Origin of the sequence: Acinetobacter sp. Lyrl_1, from assembly GCF_051948795.1 — a bacterium.
Lineage (GTDB): Bacteria > Pseudomonadota > Gammaproteobacteria > Pseudomonadales > Moraxellaceae > Acinetobacter > Acinetobacter towneri.
The window spans coordinates 1-18,673 of the sequence record NZ_JAYJLK010000026.1; the positions used below are offsets into that span (position 1 = coordinate 1).

The 18,673-nt window shown below is 42.8% G+C and carries 21 protein-coding genes and 4 tRNA genes; 7 read left to right on the top strand and 18 right to left on the bottom strand.

Annotation, left to right across the window (positions count from 1 at the left end; genetic code table 11):
* Positions 1 to 136: 136 nt before the first annotated feature.
* Positions 137 to 346, top strand: coding sequence for a PA3496 family putative envelope integrity protein (locus tag VF675_RS09045; RefSeq protein WP_004972246.1), 210 nt, complete (start codon positions 137 to 139; stop codon positions 344 to 346).
* Between the two features lie 68 nt (positions 347 to 414).
* Positions 415 to 939: a YecA/YgfB family protein gene (locus tag VF675_RS09050; RefSeq protein ID WP_168418015.1), complete on the top strand. Its 525-nt coding sequence runs from the start codon at positions 415 to 417 to the stop codon at positions 937 to 939.
* Positions 940 to 1,086: 147 nt separating this feature from the next.
* Here VF675_RS09050 and VF675_RS09055 read toward each other — a convergent pair whose 3' ends face one another.
* The 5 genes from VF675_RS09055 to trhO form a co-directional block, all read right to left on the bottom strand.
* On the bottom strand, positions 1,087 to 1,629 hold the full coding sequence (locus tag VF675_RS09055) for a hypothetical protein (RefSeq protein ID WP_440205118.1): 543 nt from the start codon (positions 1,627 to 1,629) through the stop codon (positions 1,087 to 1,089).
* A 226-nt stretch (positions 1,630 to 1,855) separates the two neighbouring features.
* Entirely contained in the window at positions 1,856 to 2,272 is a 417-nt protein-coding gene (locus VF675_RS09060) for an ABZJ_00895 family protein (protein ID WP_168418017.1), read from the bottom strand.
* Between the two features lie 45 nt (positions 2,273 to 2,317).
* Positions 2,318 to 2,932 carry a DedA family protein gene (locus tag VF675_RS09065; protein ID WP_440205119.1) on the bottom strand — a complete coding sequence of 205 codons (615 nt, stop codon included), beginning with the start codon at positions 2,930 to 2,932 and terminating at the stop codon, positions 2,318 to 2,320.
* Between the two features lie 89 nt (positions 2,933 to 3,021).
* Complete coding sequence (locus VF675_RS09070) at positions 3,022 to 3,309, bottom strand: hypothetical protein (RefSeq protein WP_194558887.1); 288 nt, start codon at positions 3,307 to 3,309, stop codon at positions 3,022 to 3,024.
* 335 nt (positions 3,310 to 3,644) lie between these two features.
* On the bottom strand, positions 3,645 to 4,577 hold the full coding sequence (gene trhO / locus VF675_RS09075; RefSeq protein WP_440205120.1) for an oxygen-dependent tRNA uridine(34) hydroxylase TrhO: 933 nt from the start codon (positions 4,575 to 4,577) through the stop codon (positions 3,645 to 3,647).
* 217 nt (positions 4,578 to 4,794) lie between these two features.
* Between trhO and VF675_RS09080 the strand changes: the two genes are divergently transcribed.
* Positions 4,795 to 5,280 (top strand): DUF1289 domain-containing protein, encoded by a 486-nt coding sequence (locus VF675_RS09080; RefSeq protein WP_131260683.1) that lies wholly within the window; start codon positions 4,795 to 4,797, stop codon positions 5,278 to 5,280.
* A 102-nt stretch (positions 5,281 to 5,382) separates the two neighbouring features.
* Here the strand turns inward: VF675_RS09080 and panD are convergent, their stop codons facing one another.
* The 11 genes from panD to VF675_RS09135 form a co-directional block, all read right to left on the bottom strand.
* Complete coding sequence (gene panD, locus VF675_RS09085; protein WP_004972232.1) at positions 5,383 to 5,763, bottom strand: aspartate 1-decarboxylase; 381 nt, start codon at positions 5,761 to 5,763, stop codon at positions 5,383 to 5,385.
* A gap of 146 nt (positions 5,764 to 5,909) precedes the next feature.
* On the bottom strand, positions 5,910 to 6,491 hold the full coding sequence (pth, locus tag VF675_RS09090) for an aminoacyl-tRNA hydrolase (protein ID WP_440205121.1): 582 nt from the start codon (positions 6,489 to 6,491) through the stop codon (positions 5,910 to 5,912).
* 18 nt (positions 6,492 to 6,509) lie between these two features.
* On the bottom strand, positions 6,510 to 6,806 hold the full coding sequence (gene rplY / locus VF675_RS09095) for a 50S ribosomal protein L25 (protein ID WP_004972228.1): 297 nt from the start codon (positions 6,804 to 6,806) through the stop codon (positions 6,510 to 6,512).
* A 101-nt stretch (positions 6,807 to 6,907) separates the two neighbouring features.
* On the bottom strand, positions 6,908 to 7,861 hold the full coding sequence (locus VF675_RS09100; RefSeq protein WP_004972226.1) for a ribose-phosphate pyrophosphokinase: 954 nt from the start codon (positions 7,859 to 7,861) through the stop codon (positions 6,908 to 6,910).
* Positions 7,862 to 7,897: 36 nt separating this feature from the next.
* Positions 7,898 to 7,972 (bottom strand) — tRNA-Gln (locus VF675_RS09105).
* Positions 7,973 to 8,065: 93 nt separating this feature from the next.
* Positions 8,066 to 8,140 (bottom strand) — tRNA-Gln (locus VF675_RS09110).
* A 19-nt stretch (positions 8,141 to 8,159) separates the two neighbouring features.
* Positions 8,160 to 8,234: transfer RNA gene (locus VF675_RS09115), tRNA-Gln, on the bottom strand.
* Positions 8,235 to 8,261: 27 nt separating this feature from the next.
* Positions 8,262 to 8,336: transfer RNA gene (locus VF675_RS09120), tRNA-Gln, on the bottom strand.
* Positions 8,335 to 9,165, bottom strand: a complete 831-nt coding sequence (ispE, locus tag VF675_RS09125) for a 4-(cytidine 5'-diphospho)-2-C-methyl-D-erythritol kinase (RefSeq protein ID WP_440205122.1) — start codon at positions 9,163 to 9,165, stop codon at positions 8,335 to 8,337. The genes VF675_RS09120 and ispE overlap by 2 nt, the downstream gene beginning before the upstream one ends.
* Before the next feature lie 19 nt (positions 9,166 to 9,184).
* Positions 9,185 to 9,763, bottom strand: a complete 579-nt coding sequence (lolB, locus tag VF675_RS09130) for a lipoprotein insertase outer membrane protein LolB (RefSeq protein WP_004972223.1) — start codon at positions 9,761 to 9,763, stop codon at positions 9,185 to 9,187.
* A 3-nt stretch (positions 9,764 to 9,766) separates the two neighbouring features.
* Positions 9,767 to 11,482, bottom strand: coding sequence for a tetratricopeptide repeat protein (locus tag VF675_RS09135; RefSeq protein WP_440205123.1), 1,716 nt, complete (start codon positions 11,480 to 11,482; stop codon positions 9,767 to 9,769).
* Between the two features lie 78 nt (positions 11,483 to 11,560).
* Between VF675_RS09135 and hemA the strand changes: the two genes are divergently transcribed.
* The gene (gene hemA / locus VF675_RS09140; protein WP_004972216.1) at positions 11,561 to 12,835 is read left to right on the top strand and encodes a glutamyl-tRNA reductase; all 1,275 of its coding nucleotides are present in this window, start codon (positions 11,561 to 11,563) and stop codon (positions 12,833 to 12,835) included.
* 68 nt (positions 12,836 to 12,903) lie between these two features.
* On the opposite strand, the gene VF675_RS09145 is transcribed toward hemA, so the two are convergent.
* Positions 12,904 to 14,874: a DNA primase gene (locus tag VF675_RS09145; RefSeq protein WP_440205125.1), complete on the bottom strand. Its 1,971-nt coding sequence runs from the start codon at positions 14,872 to 14,874 to the stop codon at positions 12,904 to 12,906.
* A 198-nt stretch (positions 14,875 to 15,072) separates the two neighbouring features.
* Complete coding sequence (locus VF675_RS09150) at positions 15,073 to 16,053, bottom strand: outer membrane protein assembly factor BamD (RefSeq protein WP_004972213.1); 981 nt, start codon at positions 16,051 to 16,053, stop codon at positions 15,073 to 15,075.
* Between the two features lie 71 nt (positions 16,054 to 16,124).
* Between VF675_RS09150 and rluD the strand changes: the two genes are divergently transcribed.
* From rluD to VF675_RS09165, 3 genes are all read left to right on the top strand, one after another.
* Positions 16,125 to 17,177, top strand: a complete 1,053-nt coding sequence (rluD, locus tag VF675_RS09155; RefSeq protein ID WP_167845844.1) for a 23S rRNA pseudouridine(1911/1915/1917) synthase RluD — start codon at positions 16,125 to 16,127, stop codon at positions 17,175 to 17,177.
* A 71-nt stretch (positions 17,178 to 17,248) separates the two neighbouring features.
* Positions 17,249 to 17,992 (top strand): peptidoglycan editing factor PgeF, encoded by a 744-nt coding sequence (gene pgeF / locus VF675_RS09160; protein ID WP_179989240.1) that lies wholly within the window; start codon positions 17,249 to 17,251, stop codon positions 17,990 to 17,992.
* Positions 17,993 to 18,031: 39 nt separating this feature from the next.
* A complete protein-coding gene (locus VF675_RS09165; protein WP_004972210.1) occupies positions 18,032 to 18,601 on the top strand; it encodes a flavodoxin family protein in 570 nt (189 codons plus the stop codon).
* The last annotated feature ends 72 nt before the right edge of the window (positions 18,602 to 18,673 follow it).

Sequence of the window (18,673 nt, forward strand, 5' to 3'; positions counted from 1 at the left end):
ACACAAATTTTAAAGTATGTTGCAATGTGCGTATGTTGCAGTTTTTTGAAAAAAATAAATAAAACTTGACAATATTTATAAAGGCAGATAAATAGCGGCTAGACCCTTCACATTTTTTCATTCTGAGGTAGTTTTAGTGTCTTCTACAGATTTTGAACTAGATGATAACTACGGTGATGATGATGTTAATTTCGATGAGGCATCAAACAAAATAAGCGCGAAAGAATCTTTAGAAAAGCGCCGTTTGATTGATGATTTACTCGCACAACGTCGTTTGGAACGTGAGCTCAAAGATTTTGATTATGATTTTGACGATGACGACGATTTTGACGACGAAGACGACTAAAATCAGGTTCTGCATCACCCGCTGAAAATGCTATGCTACATCCCTAAATTGACACCTATGGATTTGAAATGACTGCTTTAGATTTAGACCTGTTAAGTGAATATCTAGATGGTGACCAAAACGAATATGGTCTAGACTTCGCTGCAACACATGGTTTCTTGTGTGCCATTGCAGTTGGACCTCAATTTGACCCATGGTTAAATGAATTATTTGAAGGCAATCAAAACAAAGTGCCTGCCGAAATTATCGCGCAAATTAAGGCATGGTTAGAAAGTATTCGCCAAAGTTTAGCCAATGAAGAAGGCATTGAATTTCCATTTGAAATTGAAGAAGCAGAAGTTGATTCAAGCTTAGGTGACTGGAGTGTTGGTTTTGTAGATGCCATGTTCCTGAATGAAGAAGCGTGGTTCACACCTGAATTTGAAGAACAACTGGTCGATTTAACTTTGCCAATGATGGTATTTAGTGGCATTGATGAAGAAGACCCACAAATGGAATCTTTCCGTCGCAATGGTCAGTTAATGGACGAGATTGCAGAAGAAATTCCTGAAAATCTGAATGAATTGTATTTGATGTATCACACACCTGAATAAACTGTCGAATCTATTGGTTAGATTCATGTTTTTGCATATTTGAAAGCATGAATACCTAAAAAAAGCACTGCTAAATGCAGTGCTTTTTTGTGGCTAGGATGAATACATCAATGATGTATTGTTTCAACCTTAGCAGAACTATGCCAATTAGCGTGTAGCACGATCCCAAGCATCTTTTACCGCAAATTTTGCTTGTTCCCAAGTTAAGCGAGAACTGCCTTTAATTTGTTCCCATTTGCTTTTTAAATCGGGTTCGACATCTTCAAAGTGGGTATGTGCATCATAATGCGGGCGGTTTTCATAACCAACACGGTAAGCATTTTGGTAGTCGCGGTCATATTCTAAATCGGGGTAATGACTGCGTGTTTCTGCATAATAGACAGTATTGAGACTATTGGCACGCCAGTACGCTTCTTCTTCGGTAGGATTGACTACTTCTGCAGCGCCCTTACCAGCTAATCCACCAACAACAGCACCTACAGCACCACCAACCACTGCACCTACAGGGCCGCCTAATGCGCCAACGGTTGCACCTGTTGCAGCACCACCAACTGCACCTAGACCTGTACCAACAGGGTGGGCACCCGGCTCACCTGTAATCGGGTCGGCATTTAAACGATCACGTTCTTCTTTGGGTAAATTTTTAACCACATCACGGTCAATCTGTTCATTGCGTTCAAAATCTGACATGCGAATCACCTTTTATCGTTGTATGAGTTATTGCTGTGTTCATATTCATAATCGCTATGAATGAACTAAGCTTAGGCGATGAAAATGTAGCCTTATACTCCATTCACAAGGTGTTTTAGTTACAGCGCATGTCTGAAGTAAGTTTATATATGATGCTGCGCGTGGCTGTAGTTTTTAGGTGTGCGCTGTTGTTTTTGGGTGTCTAATACAGCAATTCAGTAAAATTTTATAAGAATTTCTTGTGGTAGTAACGGTTTGCGTACCAGTTGTAGGCAATATGAAACACAGCACCATGAATGGCAATCAGGCACAGCATGATCACGGCAGCCAAAGCCAATCCTGCTTTATCTGCTGCTTTTAGAATTTCTTCTGCATTTGGGTTCATGAGTACCAAGAAAAATACAAAGAAGCTGCCAATAATAATGGCCACCGCGCTTGAGCCCCAAACCAACTGGATTTTTTCGTCACTGCTGGGTAGGCGTTGTTCTTTTTTTACAAAATGGCCTGCGCTAATAAATGCTGCAGCAATTAAGGTCGGTAGCAGAGTCAGTCCACCCAAGTTCAACCCAAAAATTAATACAGTAATCAGCAAAACCAGCGCAATACTATAAACTGCGGCGAAGAAGAGTAAATAATGTTTCATGTCTGGTTTTCCCCGAAAAGATATAATTTTACAGTGTTGTATTGATTAATGCTGTTGTTTACGGCGGTATCTACGGTACAGCACCACAGCAACAAGTAGCACTACAATGGCAATAATTACATGGCTGACCCGATTGAAAATTTGCTGCATAAGTTGCTGATTTTCACCAAAATAATAACCGACACAGGCTAAAAATGTTGTCCAAATAATGGTGCCCAGGCCACTATAAAACATAAATTTCCAAAACGGCATGCGACTCATGCCAGCAGGAATACTAATTAATGAGCGGATCGCAGGAATCATACGCCCAAAAAAGACAATGCGATGTCCGTACTGTTCAAACCAGTGTAGGGATTTTTTGACATCCTGCTCTTTAATGAATAGATATTTGCCGTATCGATTGACCCAACGATAGATACTGTCGTGTTTACAACGATAGCCAACCCAATATAAAACTGCGGCTGCAACTAATGAGCCTATACAGCCTGCAATAATCACACCCAATAGCAACAATTGCCCTTGCGAGGCAGAATAGCCTGCTGAAGGCATAATAATTTCTGAGGGAACAGGTGGGAAGACGTTATCCAGAAACATTAACAAGGCAATACCGAAGTAGCCAAGTTGTTCCATAATGGAAATAATCCATTCAGTCACATTCATGCAAGTCGTGTTTTAAAAAAGTGCCCCTATCCTAAGCACTCTTGCATAAACAGTAAAGTATAAGAACGGTAAAGCCTTGCGCTTTAGGTTTAATCAAGTTCTGAATGGGTGAGGGTGTAGATATAGACACGTCTTAATGTATATGCCATAAGAATTGGAATTGCACACAGTAAGGCGTAATTTAAAAAATTGGCAGGTAAATGATAGCCAATAAAAGCTGCAATAATGCCGCCTAAAATTGCTCCCATAGCCACAATAAAAGTATGTGACTCATCTTCCAAACGATTTTGTATTTCTGTATGACACAGGGCAGATAGAGATTTTACAGGGGTGAAACGTAATGTTTGCATTGAATTTGAAATTGTTGTTTTTGGCATAATTTCACTCCTGATAATAGCGTATAGGTTTAGGAATACATAACGATCCTTAAGTTTTGGTTATGGGTGATATTATGTGTTGTTGCTTATCCACCAATAACAGCCACAAATTTTGTGGCTTATTTAGCATGAATGCTATCACCCAATCTGGGGATTTTTGCGCAATAGTTGGTAAAAATGCGTTGTATTTTTATGTGCTATGTAATCTTACGTGAATGCGTACCAACTGAATGCTAATAAAAAAGCCCTCAAAAATGAGGGCTTAAGTTTATTCTCCAGCATGCGAAAGACTACGTCAGACATGCTCGAGAAATATTTATTACAACCTATATGTATTACAGACGTTTGCGTTTGGCGGCAGCAATTTGTGACTGACGCATACGGAAACCTTCTTTTTGTTTCTCTGTGGTTTTATCAATACAGTACACGCAAGATACGCCGTGTTCATAGCTTGGCAGTTCAACTTCTTCTGGAAGCAATGGCCAGCCGCAGGCATGACACTTGATGTTTTGGCCTTCTTGCATACCGTGAGTTACTGCGGTACGACCATCAAACACAAAACATTCACCTTCCCATAAGCTTTCGTCGGCAGGGGTTTCTTCTAGGTATTTTAAAATACCACCTTTAAGGTGATATACCTCATTAAAGCCTTCCTGAAGCAATAATGATGTGGATTTTTCACAGCGAATTCCGCCTGTACAGAACATCGCAATTTTTTTGTCTTTGTGCTGTTCTAGGTTTTGCTTAACGTAATCTGGAAACTCACGGAAAGTTTCAGTTTTCGGGTCAATTGCACCTTTGAATGTGCCTGCTTTGTATTCGTAATCATTACGGGTATCAATCAGAATGACATCGTCACGGGCAATCAGTTCATTCCATTCTTTCGGGTCTAGGTAGTGACCGACTAAATCACGTGGTTTTACTTCTACACCCAAAGTCACAATTTCTTTTTTCAGCTTGATTTTCATTTTACGGAATGGCTTTTCAGAGCTGTGCGACTCTTTGTATTCCATTGTAGTAAAGCCTTCATTCAACAGAAATTGGTGAACTTGATCAATCGCGGCACGATCACCCGCTACAGTTCCATTAATGCCTTCACCTGCCACAATAAGAGTACCGCAAAGGTTGATTGAATTTACCAAATCTAATAAGCGTTGTTGAAGATCGGCAGGATCTGCAACTTCTTTGAATTGATAAAGTGCGGCAACAACCCAAGTCGTGGTCGCTGGCTGTTCTACAGGTGCAAGCTGTTCTACAGTAGCGTTCATGGAGTACTCCAATAGATGAAAGACAAAAATTTAAGGCGCATATTCTAACCTGCTTTGTGTGAATATGCGAGAAAACCGAGTGCGGTACATGGTTTTAAAGCACGACACAACATTTTAAAAATGTAGCAGAACGGGGTATGATGCCACTCGTTTCAAAGAAGAATGTTGTGTTCATGTTGATGCGCCAACAGGTGTTGTTAAATATTGGAGTGTTGTGTTGAGTAAGGATCGTCAAATTGCCACTTTAACCCCGTGTGCAGGTCGTTGTTCTACGGTGTTTGGTGATGCTGTCTGTCGAGGTTGCCGTCGCTTTAACCATGAAGTGATTCAATGGAACAGTTATACGCCTGAACAACACACTGCCGTTTGGCGTCGTTTAGATGCACAGCTTGATCAGATTTTAGTGCCTATGTTGCCTTTTGCTGACTTGCGTCATGTCGAAGGGTTTATCCGCTCTAAGCGTGTGCGTTTACGCGATGATGCTTCAAAAGGGCGTAAGCTGTATCACGCACTGAAAATTTGTGAAAAAAATCGACATTTTACCGATGAAAGCGGCTTGGGCATTCACTACAAAGAAGTGCGACCTCTGTGGCAGGAATTTGAGCGTCGCGTGTTGGCACTTGCAACTGCAAGTTATGATTTTGCATTTTTAAGAGCTGATGGTATCAGCCATAGCTTATTGCATAGCTTGCACGATGACTAATTTGTAAGTCTTGCTATGGGGTCTGTAAAGAGTAGATGACTTTATTGAGCCATAAAAAAAACTCGCAAAATCTGCGAGTTTTTTATTTTGTACAGGAGTGGCTTAAGCCACTTGTACAGGAATACAGTTTGCAGTGTGGCTCACGGTATTGTCTGGGTTTGCATAGACCAAACGTGGTTCGTGTGCATTGGCTTCTGCTTCAGTGAAGTCACCAAAGGTTGCGATAATAATAATATCGCCTACATCGGCTTGGTGTGCAGCACCACCATTGACTGAAATGATGCCTGAGTTGTCTTCACCACGAATTGCATAAGTTGTGAAGCGCTTACCATTGGTCACGTTCCATACGTGGATTTCTTCATATTCACGAATGCCAGCCAAATCCATGAGTGTTCCGTCAATTGCACATGAACCTTCGTAGTGAAGTTCTGCATGAGTTACAAAAGCACGGTGGATTTTGCATTTTAATAAACGAGATAGCATGGTGAGCGTCTCCTTAGTGGACCTAAGATTTTATCTTATGGTTGAATTCAAACACTGCTTGATGGATGTCAGTTCCGAGCAGAAAGCGCATTTTGCTCTGAAAATTGCGACATGGCAAGTGTGATTGTTCAACAATTGTGGATTCATCAGTTCGGTTTATAGGCATTGATTTGATTCATGGCTTGTTGTACTTCGCCATTGACCAATAACTTGATGCGACCCAATGCATGTGCAAGTGCATCATCCATTAAAGTTTGCTCGCTACTCGGTGCTTTGCTCAGTACATGACCAGACACGCGTTCTTTTGAACCCGGATGCCCAATACCAATGCGTAAACGATGGAAGTTTGGACCTGTGTGCGGCACGATGTCTCGTAAACCATTATGTCCACCATGACCACCACCCATTTTTAGGCGAATGATCCCTGGGTTCATATCCAGTTCATCATGAGCAATCAGCATTGCTTCAGGTGTAATTTGATAGAATTTGGCGAAGGGAACAACACTTTGACCAGAACGGTTCATAAAGGTTGTGGGTAATAACAGACGAACGTCTTGACCTTCGATATTACCACGTCCGCTGATCCCGTGAAATTTAGGATCGGCTTTTAATGTAATGCCATATTGATCTGCAAGGCGTTCTACAAACCAGAAGCCTGCATTATGGCGGGTTTGGGCATACTCTTTACCAGGGTTGCCCAAACCAACAATCAGTGAAATATTAGCCACTAATTACACCATGAACACTTATGCGCGTTTGAAGTCAGCGTGCATAGGTGTGTTTTTAGCAGGGTGACGTTGTAACGCTTGGATTTTCACGTTTTCAACTTTGTCGCCTACTTTGATTTCTACAACTTCTTCAAAGAAAGCATTGCTTTCTAAAGCTTTTACAAGCTCACGAAGTTCTAAAGTGATTGTTACAGGCTCAGCGTCGCCACCATAAATGATAGCTGGAACTAATGCAGCGTGACGAAGGCGGCGGCTCGCACCTTTCCCTTGGTTAGCTGCTTCACGCGCTTGAGCGTTTAATACGAAGTTTGCCATGATAGACATCCTTATTTTGAGTTTAAATAAACTAGATCTGCGACCAATCTAGTGATAGAAAGCCCTGCCAAGTGGCAGGGCTTTGAAAATTTAGCGCTCTATTATAGATAAGAATCGAACATTGCGCTAATAGATTCTTCGTTGTTAATACGACGAATTGTTTCTGCAACCATGCTTGCTACAGATACTTGGCGAATTTTACCAAGTGCTTGAGCTTCTTCTGAAAGAGGAATGGTGTCGGTAACAACCAATTCATCAATGACAGAATTTTTCAGGTTTTCAATCGCTTTGCCTGAAAGTACAGGGTGGGTAGCATAAGCAACAACGCGGCGAGCACCAAAAGTTTTGAGTGCATCGGCAGCTTTGCATAATGTACCTGCAGTATCTACCATGTCATCTACAATGACACAGTCACGATCTTTTACATCACCAATCAAATGCATCACTTGTGATTCATTCGCTTTTTGACGACGTTTATCGATAATTGCAAGATCAATATCACCCATTTGTTTTGCAACAGCGCGCGCACGAACCACACCACCAACGTCTGGTGAAACCACCATGAGGTTGTCGTGTGACTGTTGACGCAGGTCAGCCAATAACGCAGGCGTACCATAAATGTTGTCTACAGGGATGTCGAAGAAACCTTGAATTTGGTCTGCGTGCAAGTCAATCATCACCACACGGTCAATCCCTACAGTGGTGAGCATATCTGCAACCACTTTAGCGGTAATTGGAACACGTGTAGAACGAGGACGACGGTCTTGGCGGGCATAACCGAAGTAAGGAATAACAGCAGTAATACGACCTGCACTTGCTCGACGCAACGCGTCAGCCATCACCAAGATTTCCATGAGGTTGTCATTGGTTGGCGCACAAGTAGGTTGTACGATAAATACGTCTTTACCACGGACATTCTCGGTAATCTCTACAGCAATCTCACCATCAGAGAAGGTAGAAACTGATGCAGCACCTAAAGGAATGTGCAAGTGGCTTACGACTTTTTGAGCGAATTGTGGATGCGCGGTTCCACTAAAAACGACAAGATTGGGCATGAAGCACCCTTGGCGGTTGGTGTATGTAGGAATAGATGGCAGGGGTAGCTGGATTCGAACCAACGGATGCCGATATCAAAAACCGGTGCCTTACCACTTGGCGATACCCCTAATGCGGCAGAACTTTAATATTTTTACTGCGTTCTGTCAAGGTAAATTAACAGGATAGCGGTAATATTGGGGGTTCTGTCTAATGCGAGAAAATGGCAGGGGTAGCTGGATTCGAACCAACGGATGCCGATATCAAAAACCGGTGCCTTACCACTTGGCGATACCCCTAGATTTGATCACTGTAAGATGGCAGGGGTAGCTGGATTCGAACCAACGGATGCCGATATCAAAAACCGGTGCCTTACCACTTGGCGATACCCCTAATACAGTAATCTACAGGTGAAAGAGATGGCAGGGGTAGCTGGATTCGAACCAACGGATGCCGATATCAAAAACCGGTGCCTTACCACTTGGCGATACCCCTATTGTACTGTGAAATGTCGTAATGGAGATTCATCTAGGCTGTTCACAACGTACGCAGTACATGGTGAGTGTGCCAAAATGTCGTCTACATTCATTTCTGCAGTCACTTCAGTAAAGACACAAGCACCTGTACCTGTAAGCTTTGCTTGACCAAACTGGTCTAAATAACGCATTGCTTCATCAACTTCGGGGTATAAATTTCGCGCCACAGGCTCAAAATTATTTCCAAAGTCAGATGGCTTTATCTGATAGCCGCAGAATTTAGTGGGCTTCGTGTTTCTTGTCAATGTTTTTTGTGAAAAAAGTAGTTGAGTGCTGATAAAACAGTCAGGTTTTAACACAATATATTGTTTTGGGGCTAAGTCTATGAATGTTAACTGTTCACCAATGCCTTCTGCCCATGCATTACGACCATGCACAAAGATCGGTACATCTGCTCCGAGCTGTAAACCAAGTTCAGCTAGTTTTTGAGTATCCAAGCCACATTGCCAAAGTTGATTGACCACAATTAAAGTGGTCGCGGCATTGGATGAACCTCCGCCAAGCCCTGCACCCATAGGGATGTGCTTCTCAATTGCAATATTTAAACCTGTGGCTTGTTTCGCGTAGGGTTTTAAAATTTGCGTGGCTTTGTAAATCAGGTTTTGCTCTAAATCGACACTATTTAAACCCTGAATTTGAACGGTCTGCGTAGCATTGACTTCAAATTCTAGCCAGTCGTATAAATCAATCAGTTGAAAAATAGTCTGCAATTCATGGTAGCCGTTGTCACGACGCCCAGTAATGTGCAAAAACAGATTTAATTTGGCAGGTGAGGGTACACGAATCATGGCTAAACTTGGCAAGTGATTAACGATTTTGGATGAGCATTGTAATACGGTTTTCTTGCCCTGATTCAAGTGCCTGTTTCAAAATCAGGCGGTTTGGCAAACTGGCACTGTCGTTATAGCTTAAATCGACTGTCCAACCATCTTCAATAAATTGAGTTGGGCGCTGTTGGGGGTCTTTTTGAATTTGGGCATTGACCGTTGCAGGTCGGGCTTGTACCCAATCGACCAAGTGGGTGATGGGCGCTTGCCAACCTGTGGCTTGTTCTAACAGTTCTTCAGGACTTTCGGCATAAATTATCCCTGTTTTGGCACTGTTGAGGGTGACTTGTCCTGGTTGTCCGCTAATTTGCGTTTTACCAACGCCCAAAATGCCGCTCAGTTCAATATCAAACTGCTGTTGCTGCTGTACCCAAGTAAAAAAGGCACTGCCAGATTGCTGCGGAGTGCGCACACCAATTTTGCCTTGTAGGTTAAATTGATTTTCGGCTTCAACTTGCTGTGAAATGTTGGCTGGTTTTTGTACGAAAGGCTGACAACCTGTCAGTACAAGGCTACTGGTGGCAAAAAGGGTTAATCCTAATTTTGAAAATAAACGCATGAATCATTTAACTCTTTTAACTGGCTGCGGTAACAATAGCGAATTTAATTGTTGCAATTGCGGATCATTCGGATGATTTTGTTGTAATTGTTGTAACACTTGGCTGAATTTTTGAATATCGCCTTGCATATACAACGATTTTGCATAACGTGAGCCAATCGCGGCACTATGACTCAGGGTGTAAGCTTTTTCTAAAGCTTGTGCCGAAGCGGTGTAGTCATTTTGCAAATAGCTGACATAACCTAAAGTATCTAAAATAGAGGCCTGTTCAGGTGCAAACACAAGTGCTTGTTCTACATAGCGACGTGCTTCATCCAAACGGCGATTTTGCAGTGCAAGGGTATAGGCGTAGGCATTTAAATAGGTTGGGCTGTTCGGCTCAATTTCCAGTAACTTGGTGAGCAGTTGATCCAGTTTGTCTTTTTCCTGATGTGCATCGAGCAGTAAGACTTCTGAATAGATCAGGTCAGGATCATCGGGCAGGTTTTTGATGGCTTCATCTAACAAACGCAGAGCTGCTTTTTTATTGTCCATGCGTTTTAAAATATCGGCCTGTGCCTGATATAAAAAACTGGCATGCTGCGGATAGTTGACCCGTTCCTGCGTTAAAAAGCGCAGGGCATCGTTCAGTTTATCTTGCTGGGCAAAAATACTGATCATGTTGCGACGTGAAACCGTATAGAGGCTACCATCCACCAAACGATAATAGGCTTTGGCTGTTTCAAAGTGCTGTTTACGTTCGGCATTGACCGCTAAATAAAAATAGGCTTCGTTTTGATATTGTGCCGAATAGCGTAGCTCTACCAAATACTTTTCGGCTTTTTCGTATTGTTTTAAGTCAATACTGGTCAAACCTGCAATAAATAAGGCTTCATCTTCCGTAGGCCATTTTTTTAAAATAGCTTCTAGCTTTGTTAGCGCCAAAGTGGCTTCATTTTTTTTGACCAGATATTTGGCTTCGGCTAAACGGACTTCAAAGTTATTGTTGTGCTTACGGCTAGATTTTGCATACCAAGCTGCCGTTTCTTCTTCATTGCCAAGTACGCTCAACAAATTGGCTTTCATTAAAATATAGCCAGTGACTTTCGGGCGTTTACGCAGCGCTCGGTTAATGGTATCGAGCGCGGCTTGATATTGTCCATTTTGCGCTTTTAAACCTGCAATCAATACCAAAATAGATGGATTGTCTTTGGCTTTGCTGGTGCGCAGGGCTTGAATCAGAAATTCACGGTCTTCTACAGATTCAGGGGAAATTCCCGCCAAAATTTGTTCTAAGTCAGCCGTGGCATCAATATTTAGAATTTTATCTAAGGTTTCTGCAGCCAAGTCATATTCATGCGCTTTGAGTGCAATGTGCGCCAAATAAAACAGTGCAGGGACATCGGATGGTTCTTGTACCACCCAATGTGTTGCAATATCTAATGCGGCACGTAGGTCATTTTGTTCAATGGCAATATTCAGGGCGCGTTGTTTAATGGAAGTCGAATTGTTCTTAATTGCCAAGACCGTGTAGTTGTGTAATGCAGTTGGAATATCGCCATAAGCCAAGGCAAATTCTGCCACCATGGTTTGTTTTACCGCATTATAATTTGAATTTGCATGATAAATTTCTTCAGATGCTCTAAGATGAGCAACTGAAGCCATGCTACCGACCAGTAAGAATGTGGTAGAATATTGCTTAATTGTCGCGCCGTATGGTCGGCTATTTGTTTGACGCAATTTTTCTTGATCCAAGTAATGCTTTTTATGACACCGTTATTGCACAATAGCATAAATTTAGCGAAATGATGATCTGATATGTCTTTCTTTGCATTGGGTGTCAACCATCAAACCGCCTCTGTAGAGTTGCGCGAGCAAATTGCATTTAACCCAGAAAAGTTAAGTGCCTTACTTGCTGAGCAAAGCCAACATCCCGAACTGAATGATTTGGTGGTGGTGTCTACCTGCAACCGTACCGAAGTCTACGCCATGTCTGAACATCCAGAACAGGTGTTGGATTGGCTTGCACACGTCAATGGTATTGATGCGAAGCAATTGAGTCGTCATGTTTATCGTTATGAAAATGCACAGGCGGTGTCGCATTTAATGCGCGTAGCCAGTGGGCTAGATTCACTCATGTTGGGTGAGCCGCAAATTTTAGGTCAGGTCAAAACTGCGCTGTCTTTAGCCAAAGACTCACATACGGTTTCGCAACAACTCAACCGAATTTTTGAATATGCGTTTTATGCTGCCAAACGGGTACGTTCAGAAACTGCCGTAGGCAGCCATGCCGTGTCTATGGGTTATGCGGTTGCGCAACTGGCGTTACAAGTATTTAGCCATCCTGAAAAACTAACCGTGATGGTGGTGGCAGCAGGCGAAATGAATAGCCTTGTAGCGAAGCATTTAGCTGAGATGGGCGTCGCTAAAATTTTAATTTGTAACCGTACCCGCGCCCGCGCCGAAACTTTGGCACAAGAAATTGCGCATCGGGTTGAAGTTGAAATTATTGAATTTGATCAGTTAGCAGCCAATTTACACCGCGCTGATGTAATTTCAAGCTGTACGGGTAGTTTGCATCAGGTGATTGCTTATCCTGAAGTGAAAGCAGCGTTAAAGAAACGTCGCTATCAGCAAATGTTGTTGGTCGATTTGGCCGTACCACGTGATATTGATCCTAAAATTGAAAATTTGGATGGCGTGTATTTGTACGGGGTCGATGACCTGCAAAGCGTGATTGATGAAAACTTGGCGCAGCGTCGTCAGGCGGCTGTGGAAGCAGAGCTAATGGTCAATCAGCTTGTGACTGAGTTGGTGACCCATCAAAAAGTTCAGCAAGCAGGTGCGACCATTCATGCTTACCGTGAACATGGCGAAAGCTTGCGTCAGGAAGAATTAAATTTGGCGATGGCGCGTATTGCCAAAGGTGAAGATGCTGCACAAGTTATGCAAGAATTTTCCTATCGTTTAACCCAAAAACTGCTGCATCCAACTTCTATTTTATTGCGTGAAGCAGCCAAAGGTGATGAGCCTGAATGTTTTGAGTTTATGCAGGAAAATTTAGCAGCGACTGCCAAACGTCGTCGCAAATAAGTAAGATTAACGTGATTTACAAAAAAGATTTTTGACGATACAAACTTAATCTAATCAGACCAGATCGCTTATTCCTCTAACAAGGTCAGCGATCTTTTTTTATCAATTTCATAAATTTGATGTTTCAATCGCTTCATTTCTTCAATACTGCTGAATTTTTTGGAGCGAATTTTTTGCTGTAAACAGTCGTATTGCAATTTGGTCGAAAAATCCTGCGCCAATTTATCGACGTGTTCAGGAGAAGTCGTGTAATCACTGACATTGGCTTGTTGTAAAATGCGCTGTAATTCATAGTGATACGCTGAGCATGCACCCAAAATATAATATTTGGCTTGTTCAGGATCATCGGGTAGATCATCAAAAATAGTATTTAAAATATTTAAGATTTGGTGTAGCAGATGATCATTTGGAATCAGCGCACGTAACGGTTCAAAGTGAATATACAAATACGGGTGATTGATTAGAATCGCAATCACATATTCTTCGGCATCGACTTTGGTGCTAAAACTTAAAGATGCATCGTTATTGGTCTGTGCCTGCCATTTACGGTTAAAGCCTAACTTTTCACGGAAAAACTGTTGCAGCAAATAGCGATAAGAACCCGTTTTGGGCAAAAGTTCGGTCAACTGCCGCAGTTCACCCATGACCTGACTTTTGCCTTCAGGGGTACTGATATTATGGTTTTGGGTGAGATGCGCAAAGACAAAATCTGATAGCAAAGGTGCTTGATCTAATAAACGTCGGAAATTTTCGATGCCTTCACGACGAATAAGTGAGTCAGGGTCGTGCTCATTGGGTAAAACAAAGAACTTCAGTTCACGTCCATCATTGAGCAAAGGCAGTGCAATTTCCAGTGTACGACGTGCGGCTTTTTGACCTGCGGCATCGCCATCAAACGCGATGGTAATGCGGTTGTTTTGGCGGAATAGAATGTTTAAATGATCGGTATTACTGGCTGTACCGAGTGTCGCTACAGCACCATGAATGCCGTATTGCTGCAAGGCAATCACATCCATATAGCCTTCGACCATTAAATAATCTTGGGCTTTTTGTTTGCGTCCTTCATATAAACCATAGAGCAATTGGTTTTTATGAAACACTTCCGAATCGGGCGAGTTGATGTATTTGGGTTTGATTTCATCATTAAGTGCGCGACCACCAAAGCCGACCACACGTCCTTTGCTGTCACGGATTGGAAAAATCACCCGATCACGTAATAAATCGAAGTCACGTCCCTTGTCACTGGTACGAATTAAGCCTAGCAGTTTTAAACCTGCAATGTCTTGCGGAAAGGCTTTTTCTAAATGCTGCCAATCTTCGGGTGCGTAACCCAAGCGCCAAAACTGCAAGGTTTGTGCGGTTAAACCACGTTTTTGAAAATACTGTTGCGCGGCAGGGCTGTGCGGCAATTGCTGCTCATAATATTGCGCTATATTTTCTAGCAAGTCGTATAAGTTGCCTTCTTGTGCAGGTGTGTCCTGCATGGTGTCCCATTGCTCAAAACCTGCAAACGGGTCGGCATTGTTTTGAAATTCCGAGTTCTGAAATTCCGAGTTTGCGTATTCAGCACTTTGAAACTCGGCAAAAGGATCAAAGTCGATGCCAGAAGCTTCAAAAGTATGTTCGCTTGATGTGGTTTGAGCTGCAGAAGTTTCATTCTGGTCTTTTGCTGTTGGTTTGGGTTGAGCTATCGGTGTTGGCTTTTTGGCTTCACGTTTATAAGAGAGTTTTTTATTGTCGTGCTGATCTTTTGGGAGTTCGATGCTTGTTTGACTGGCCAAGTCTTTCATGACATCTACAAAATTGCGGTTATCAATATCCATTAAAAAACGGATGGCGTTACCATTTGCCTGACAGCCAAAGCAATGATAATACTGCTTGTCACGGTAAACGTGAAAAGACGGGGTTTTTTCCTGATGGAACGGGCAGCAGCCCGAATAGGTACGACCAGTTTTTTTTAATTTCACGCGCTGACTAATCAGATCGACAATATCAGTGCGATCTAAAATTTGATCAATCGTGTGCTGTGGAATGGCCATACGGTTTTGTCTGTTATCTCTTGGTAGTGAAAGGTTCGCCGAACAGGTTGAATACATCAGACTGTGCTGATTGACTCAATGAGTATTCTCTTTTGTATCTTTTTCTAGGACAGGAAACAAGCCCATAAAAGAACAAAGGGCAAGTATCATAACTTGCCCTTTGCATTTTTCAAAACTGAAAAATCAGTCGGAATGGTTTTATTCAGTGCTGTCGTTTTGAGATTTTGGACGATCGAGCAAGCCAAAACTCAAACGGTTGGTGAGGCTGCGTGATGGCTCTGCTTGTGCTTTAGTATCTGACTGTTGTGCTTCGGTGCTGCTTTGCGCTTCACGTCCGAAAATACCCAAAGTTGCACGGTTAATCCAGCTTGCGTCATGACGGGCAGCACGTAAATTCACGCTACCATCTGCTTTAACCAAATTTGGATAGTTCAGTTTCAACACATCAATATATTGTTGAGCTGTGGCTTGATCGCCCAGTTTGCCATAACCATAAGCCACCGTTGCCAACGCTTCTGGAATTTGCGGAGTTTGCGGATAATGCTCAACTACCCACAATGAACGCTCTACTGCAGCCACCCATGCTTTACGTTTAATGTTATAACGTGCCGCATTCATTTCGGCTTCCGCCAGTTCCTGACCAATAAACTGCATGCGCTGTGCAGCATCTACCGCATAAGTGCTTGATGGATAGCGACGGATAAAATCGACAAAGTTTTGATACGCCAATTTTAAATAGCTAACATCACGGTGTGATTGCTTGAGCGAGGTATAACGCAACAAACCATCATAGTTTTGTTCCATATTCGCCACACCACGTACATAGTAGGCATAATCGGCTTTAGGATGCTGCGGGTTCATGCGGATGAAACGATCTGCAACAGCAATTGCGCCTTCATAATCTTTTTGCTGGAATTTTGCATACAACAATTCAAGCTGCGCTTGCTGCGCATAATCACCCGTTGGATAATAGGTTTCTAAAGCTTCAAGATGCTTAACGGCATCGGTGTATTGACCACGATCCAGTGCTTTTTCTGCTTTTTCAATATAAACCTGTTCGCTAGATTGCGGACCAGTATCGACCACTTCTTTTTTTGGATTGCTGCTACAGCCCACAATTGCAGACGCAACGCCGAGTGAAAGAGCAAGCATTGTTATTTTATAACGTGGTAGCGACATAAAAATTCCTCTGTTAATACGGGCAATGAGCTACAATTGCGCTATTAAACCACTTTTGTCTGAATGAGCAAATGAGTCAAGCACAATCTACCCATTCCAATTTACCTGAAACTGAGTTCAATTTACTTGAAGATGCTGAGGATGCAGATAACCATACTTCAGACTCAACTGCAACACGTTTATCGTTGCAATTTCAATTGGATGACAGCCACTTAGGACTACGTATCGACCAAGTTGCAGCCATCATTTGGAGTGAATTTTCACGTGAAAAGCTAAAACAGTGGCTCAAAGACGGTCATTTGTTGGTAAATGGTAACACGGTCAAACCTAAATATAAGTGTGAAGGTGATGAGCTTCTTACCCTAGAAGTCGAGCTTGAAGCGCAAACCCGCAGCCTGCCTGAAGATATTCCACTGGATATTATTTATGAAGATGATGACATCATGGTGATTAATAAACCTGTGGGCATGGTGGTGCATCCGGGGGCGGGAAATAGCTCTGGAACTCTGGTAAATGCCTTGCTGCATCATTATCCAAAATCGGCAGAGTTAACTCGTGCAGGTTTGGTGCATCGTATTGATAAAGATACGTCGGGTTTATTGGTGGTTGCCAAAAATCTGGAAGCACAGTTTGCCTTGACCAAGCAACTTTCAAAAAAGTCAGTTTATCGTTTATACGACTTGGTGGTGTACGGCAACATGATTGCGGGAGGCACTGTCGATGAGCCGATTAAACGCCATCCTGTAGATCGAGTGAAAATGGCTGTTTTGCCGGGCGGCAAAGACGCCGTCACACATTACAATGTTAAAGAACGCTTTCAGCATTTCACCCGTGTTCAGGCGCGTTTGGAAACTGGACGTACTCATCAAATTCGTGTGCATCTAAGTTATATTGGTTATGGTTTGGTTGGCGATCCTGTTTATACGCCACGTGTACGTGTGCCAGCAGGCGCATCGGCATTATTAAACGATACCTTGCGTAACTTTAAACGTCAGGCCTTACATGCCGTCAAACTCGGTTTGGTGCATCCACGTACTCAAGAAGAAATGATGTTTGAAGCGCCGTGGCCTGAAGACTTTAAACAATTGGTAGACGTGTTACGCAGTGAAAATGCTGCCTATTAATTGTTGCATAGACAGCATTAACAAGATCAACTCAGATACGGCAATGCCAGAAAACGACTAAGGATAGATTTATGCAATTTGTTCAAGGATTACCTGCAGGTGTGTATGTTGGGCAAACCCGCATACAACATGTGCAAGCTTTAGCGACAGACTGTGCCGATGTATCTGGTTTTAATCTGGCGCTGCATGTGCAGGATGATGCATGGCGTGTGCAGCAGCATCGTATGAGTTTACTGGCAGAGTTTGCTGAATATGGGGTCGATAAAATGACGTGGATGACGCAAACACATAGCGTGTTGTGTCAGACCATTAATGAGCAAATCACTTGTGAAGCTTTAGAAGGCGATGGTTTGGTCACTCAGCGTAAAGCGCATGCTTTAATGATGATGACCGCAGACTGTTTACCTGTGGTTTTGGGCAATGCCGAAGGCACTGAGGTTGCGAATCTGCATGCAGGCTGGCGTGGTCTTGCCAACGGTATTATCGAAAACACCATCGCCGAAATGCAAAGTGCTCCAACATGGGCGTGGTTGGGTGCGGCTATTAGTCAGCCGTGTTTTGAAGTTGGGGCTGAGGTGAAACAGGCATTTTGCGATAAATATCCTGAATTAGACACGGCTTTTATTGCAGGGCAGCAGCAAGGTAAATATCTCGCTGACTTGTATGCGATCGCGCGTTTTATTTTGCAGCAGCATGGTGTTACAACGGTCTTGGGCGGTGATCAGTGCTCGTATCAACAAGCCGATGATTACTATTCTTACCGCCGTCAAGCACGTACAGGACGTATGGCAACATTCGTGTTTATGCAGGCTTAGTGTTAAACTTGACTTAATTATTTGGTTTTAAACATTCTCATGTCAGTGACTCATTCAACATCTTCTTGCGCTGCTATTCGTGTGGCGGTGGTTTATCACAGTCCTTATGGTCATACTGCTAAGGTGGCACAGCATATTGCACAAGGTGCTGCGCAAATGGATGCTCAGGTGACTTTGATGGATGTGGCTGAAATTGAATGGGATAGCCTAGATCAAGCCGATATTATCATTATGGGCTGTCCAACTTATATGGGCAGCATTACTTCGGCTTTAAAACAGTTTATGGAGCAATCGTCTAAGCGTTGGTTGGCCAGAACTTGGCAGGGCAAACTGGCGGCAGGTTTTACCAATGGCGGTGGTTTAAGTGGCGATAAACTGGCGGTGCTGCAACAAATTAATTTATTTGCGATGCAGCATGGCATGTTGTGGTCAGGTTTACCGTTTATGCCGACAGGGCGTAGTCCACACGATATTAACCGCATGTCGAGCTTTTTGGGTTTAATGACGCAGTCTGATAATGCCAGTGTTGAAGTTACGCCACCCGAAGGTGATTTGGAAACTGCAGTCAAATTTGGTAAATATTTGGTGGAATTAAAACTTAAAGACTAAGCATTTTTAGTTTTACAACTTCCATAAAAAATGCTCGATGTTGATCTCGAGCATTTTTTATGGGCGGAATGT

What these genes read in the sequence shown, in the direction of transcription:
- VF675_RS09050 (WP_168418015.1), top strand. Translation starts at nt 415, where the DNA reads ATGACTGCTTTAGATTTAGACCTGTTAAGTGAATATCTAGATGGTGAC.
- VF675_RS09055 (WP_440205118.1), bottom strand. Translation starts at nt 1,629, where the DNA reads ATGTCAGATTTTGAACGCAATGAACAGATTGACCGTGATGTGGTTAAA.
- VF675_RS09060 (WP_168418017.1), bottom strand. Translation starts at nt 2,272, where the DNA reads ATGAAACATTATTTACTCTTCTTCGCCGCAGTTTATAGTATTGCGCTG.
- VF675_RS09065 (WP_440205119.1), bottom strand. Translation starts at nt 2,932, where the DNA reads ATGAATGTGACTGAATGGATTATTTCCATTATGGAACAACTTGGCTAC.
- VF675_RS09070 (WP_194558887.1), bottom strand. Translation starts at nt 3,309, where the DNA reads ATGCCAAAAACAACAATTTCAAATTCAATGCAAACATTACGTTTCACC.
- trhO (WP_440205120.1), bottom strand. Translation starts at nt 4,577, where the DNA reads ATGAACGCTACTGTAGAACAGCTTGCACCTGTAGAACAGCCAGCGACC.
- panD (WP_004972232.1), bottom strand. Translation starts at nt 5,763, where the DNA reads ATGCTATCTCGTTTATTAAAATGCAAAATCCACCGTGCTTTTGTAACT.
- rplY (WP_004972228.1), bottom strand. Translation starts at nt 6,806, where the DNA reads ATGGCAAACTTCGTATTAAACGCTCAAGCGCGTGAAGCAGCTAACCAA.
- VF675_RS09100 (WP_004972226.1), bottom strand. Translation starts at nt 7,861, where the DNA reads ATGCCCAATCTTGTCGTTTTTAGTGGAACCGCGCATCCACAATTCGCT.
- ispE (WP_440205122.1), bottom strand. Translation starts at nt 9,165, where the DNA reads ATGATTCGTGTACCCTCACCTGCCAAATTAAATCTGTTTTTGCACATT.
- lolB (WP_004972223.1), bottom strand. Translation starts at nt 9,763, where the DNA reads ATGCGTTTATTTTCAAAATTAGGATTAACCCTTTTTGCCACCAGTAGC.
- hemA (WP_004972216.1), top strand. Translation starts at nt 11,561, where the DNA reads ATGTCTTTCTTTGCATTGGGTGTCAACCATCAAACCGCCTCTGTAGAG.
- VF675_RS09145 (WP_440205125.1), bottom strand. Translation starts at nt 14,874, where the DNA reads ATGGCCATTCCACAGCACACGATTGATCAAATTTTAGATCGCACTGAT.
- VF675_RS09150 (WP_004972213.1), bottom strand. Translation starts at nt 16,053, where the DNA reads ATGTCGCTACCACGTTATAAAATAACAATGCTTGCTCTTTCACTCGGC.
- rluD (WP_167845844.1), top strand. Translation starts at nt 16,125, where the DNA reads ATGAGTCAAGCACAATCTACCCATTCCAATTTACCTGAAACTGAGTTC.
- pgeF (WP_179989240.1), top strand. Translation starts at nt 17,249, where the DNA reads ATGCAATTTGTTCAAGGATTACCTGCAGGTGTGTATGTTGGGCAAACC.
- VF675_RS09165 (WP_004972210.1), top strand. Translation starts at nt 18,032, where the DNA reads ATGTCAGTGACTCATTCAACATCTTCTTGCGCTGCTATTCGTGTGGCG.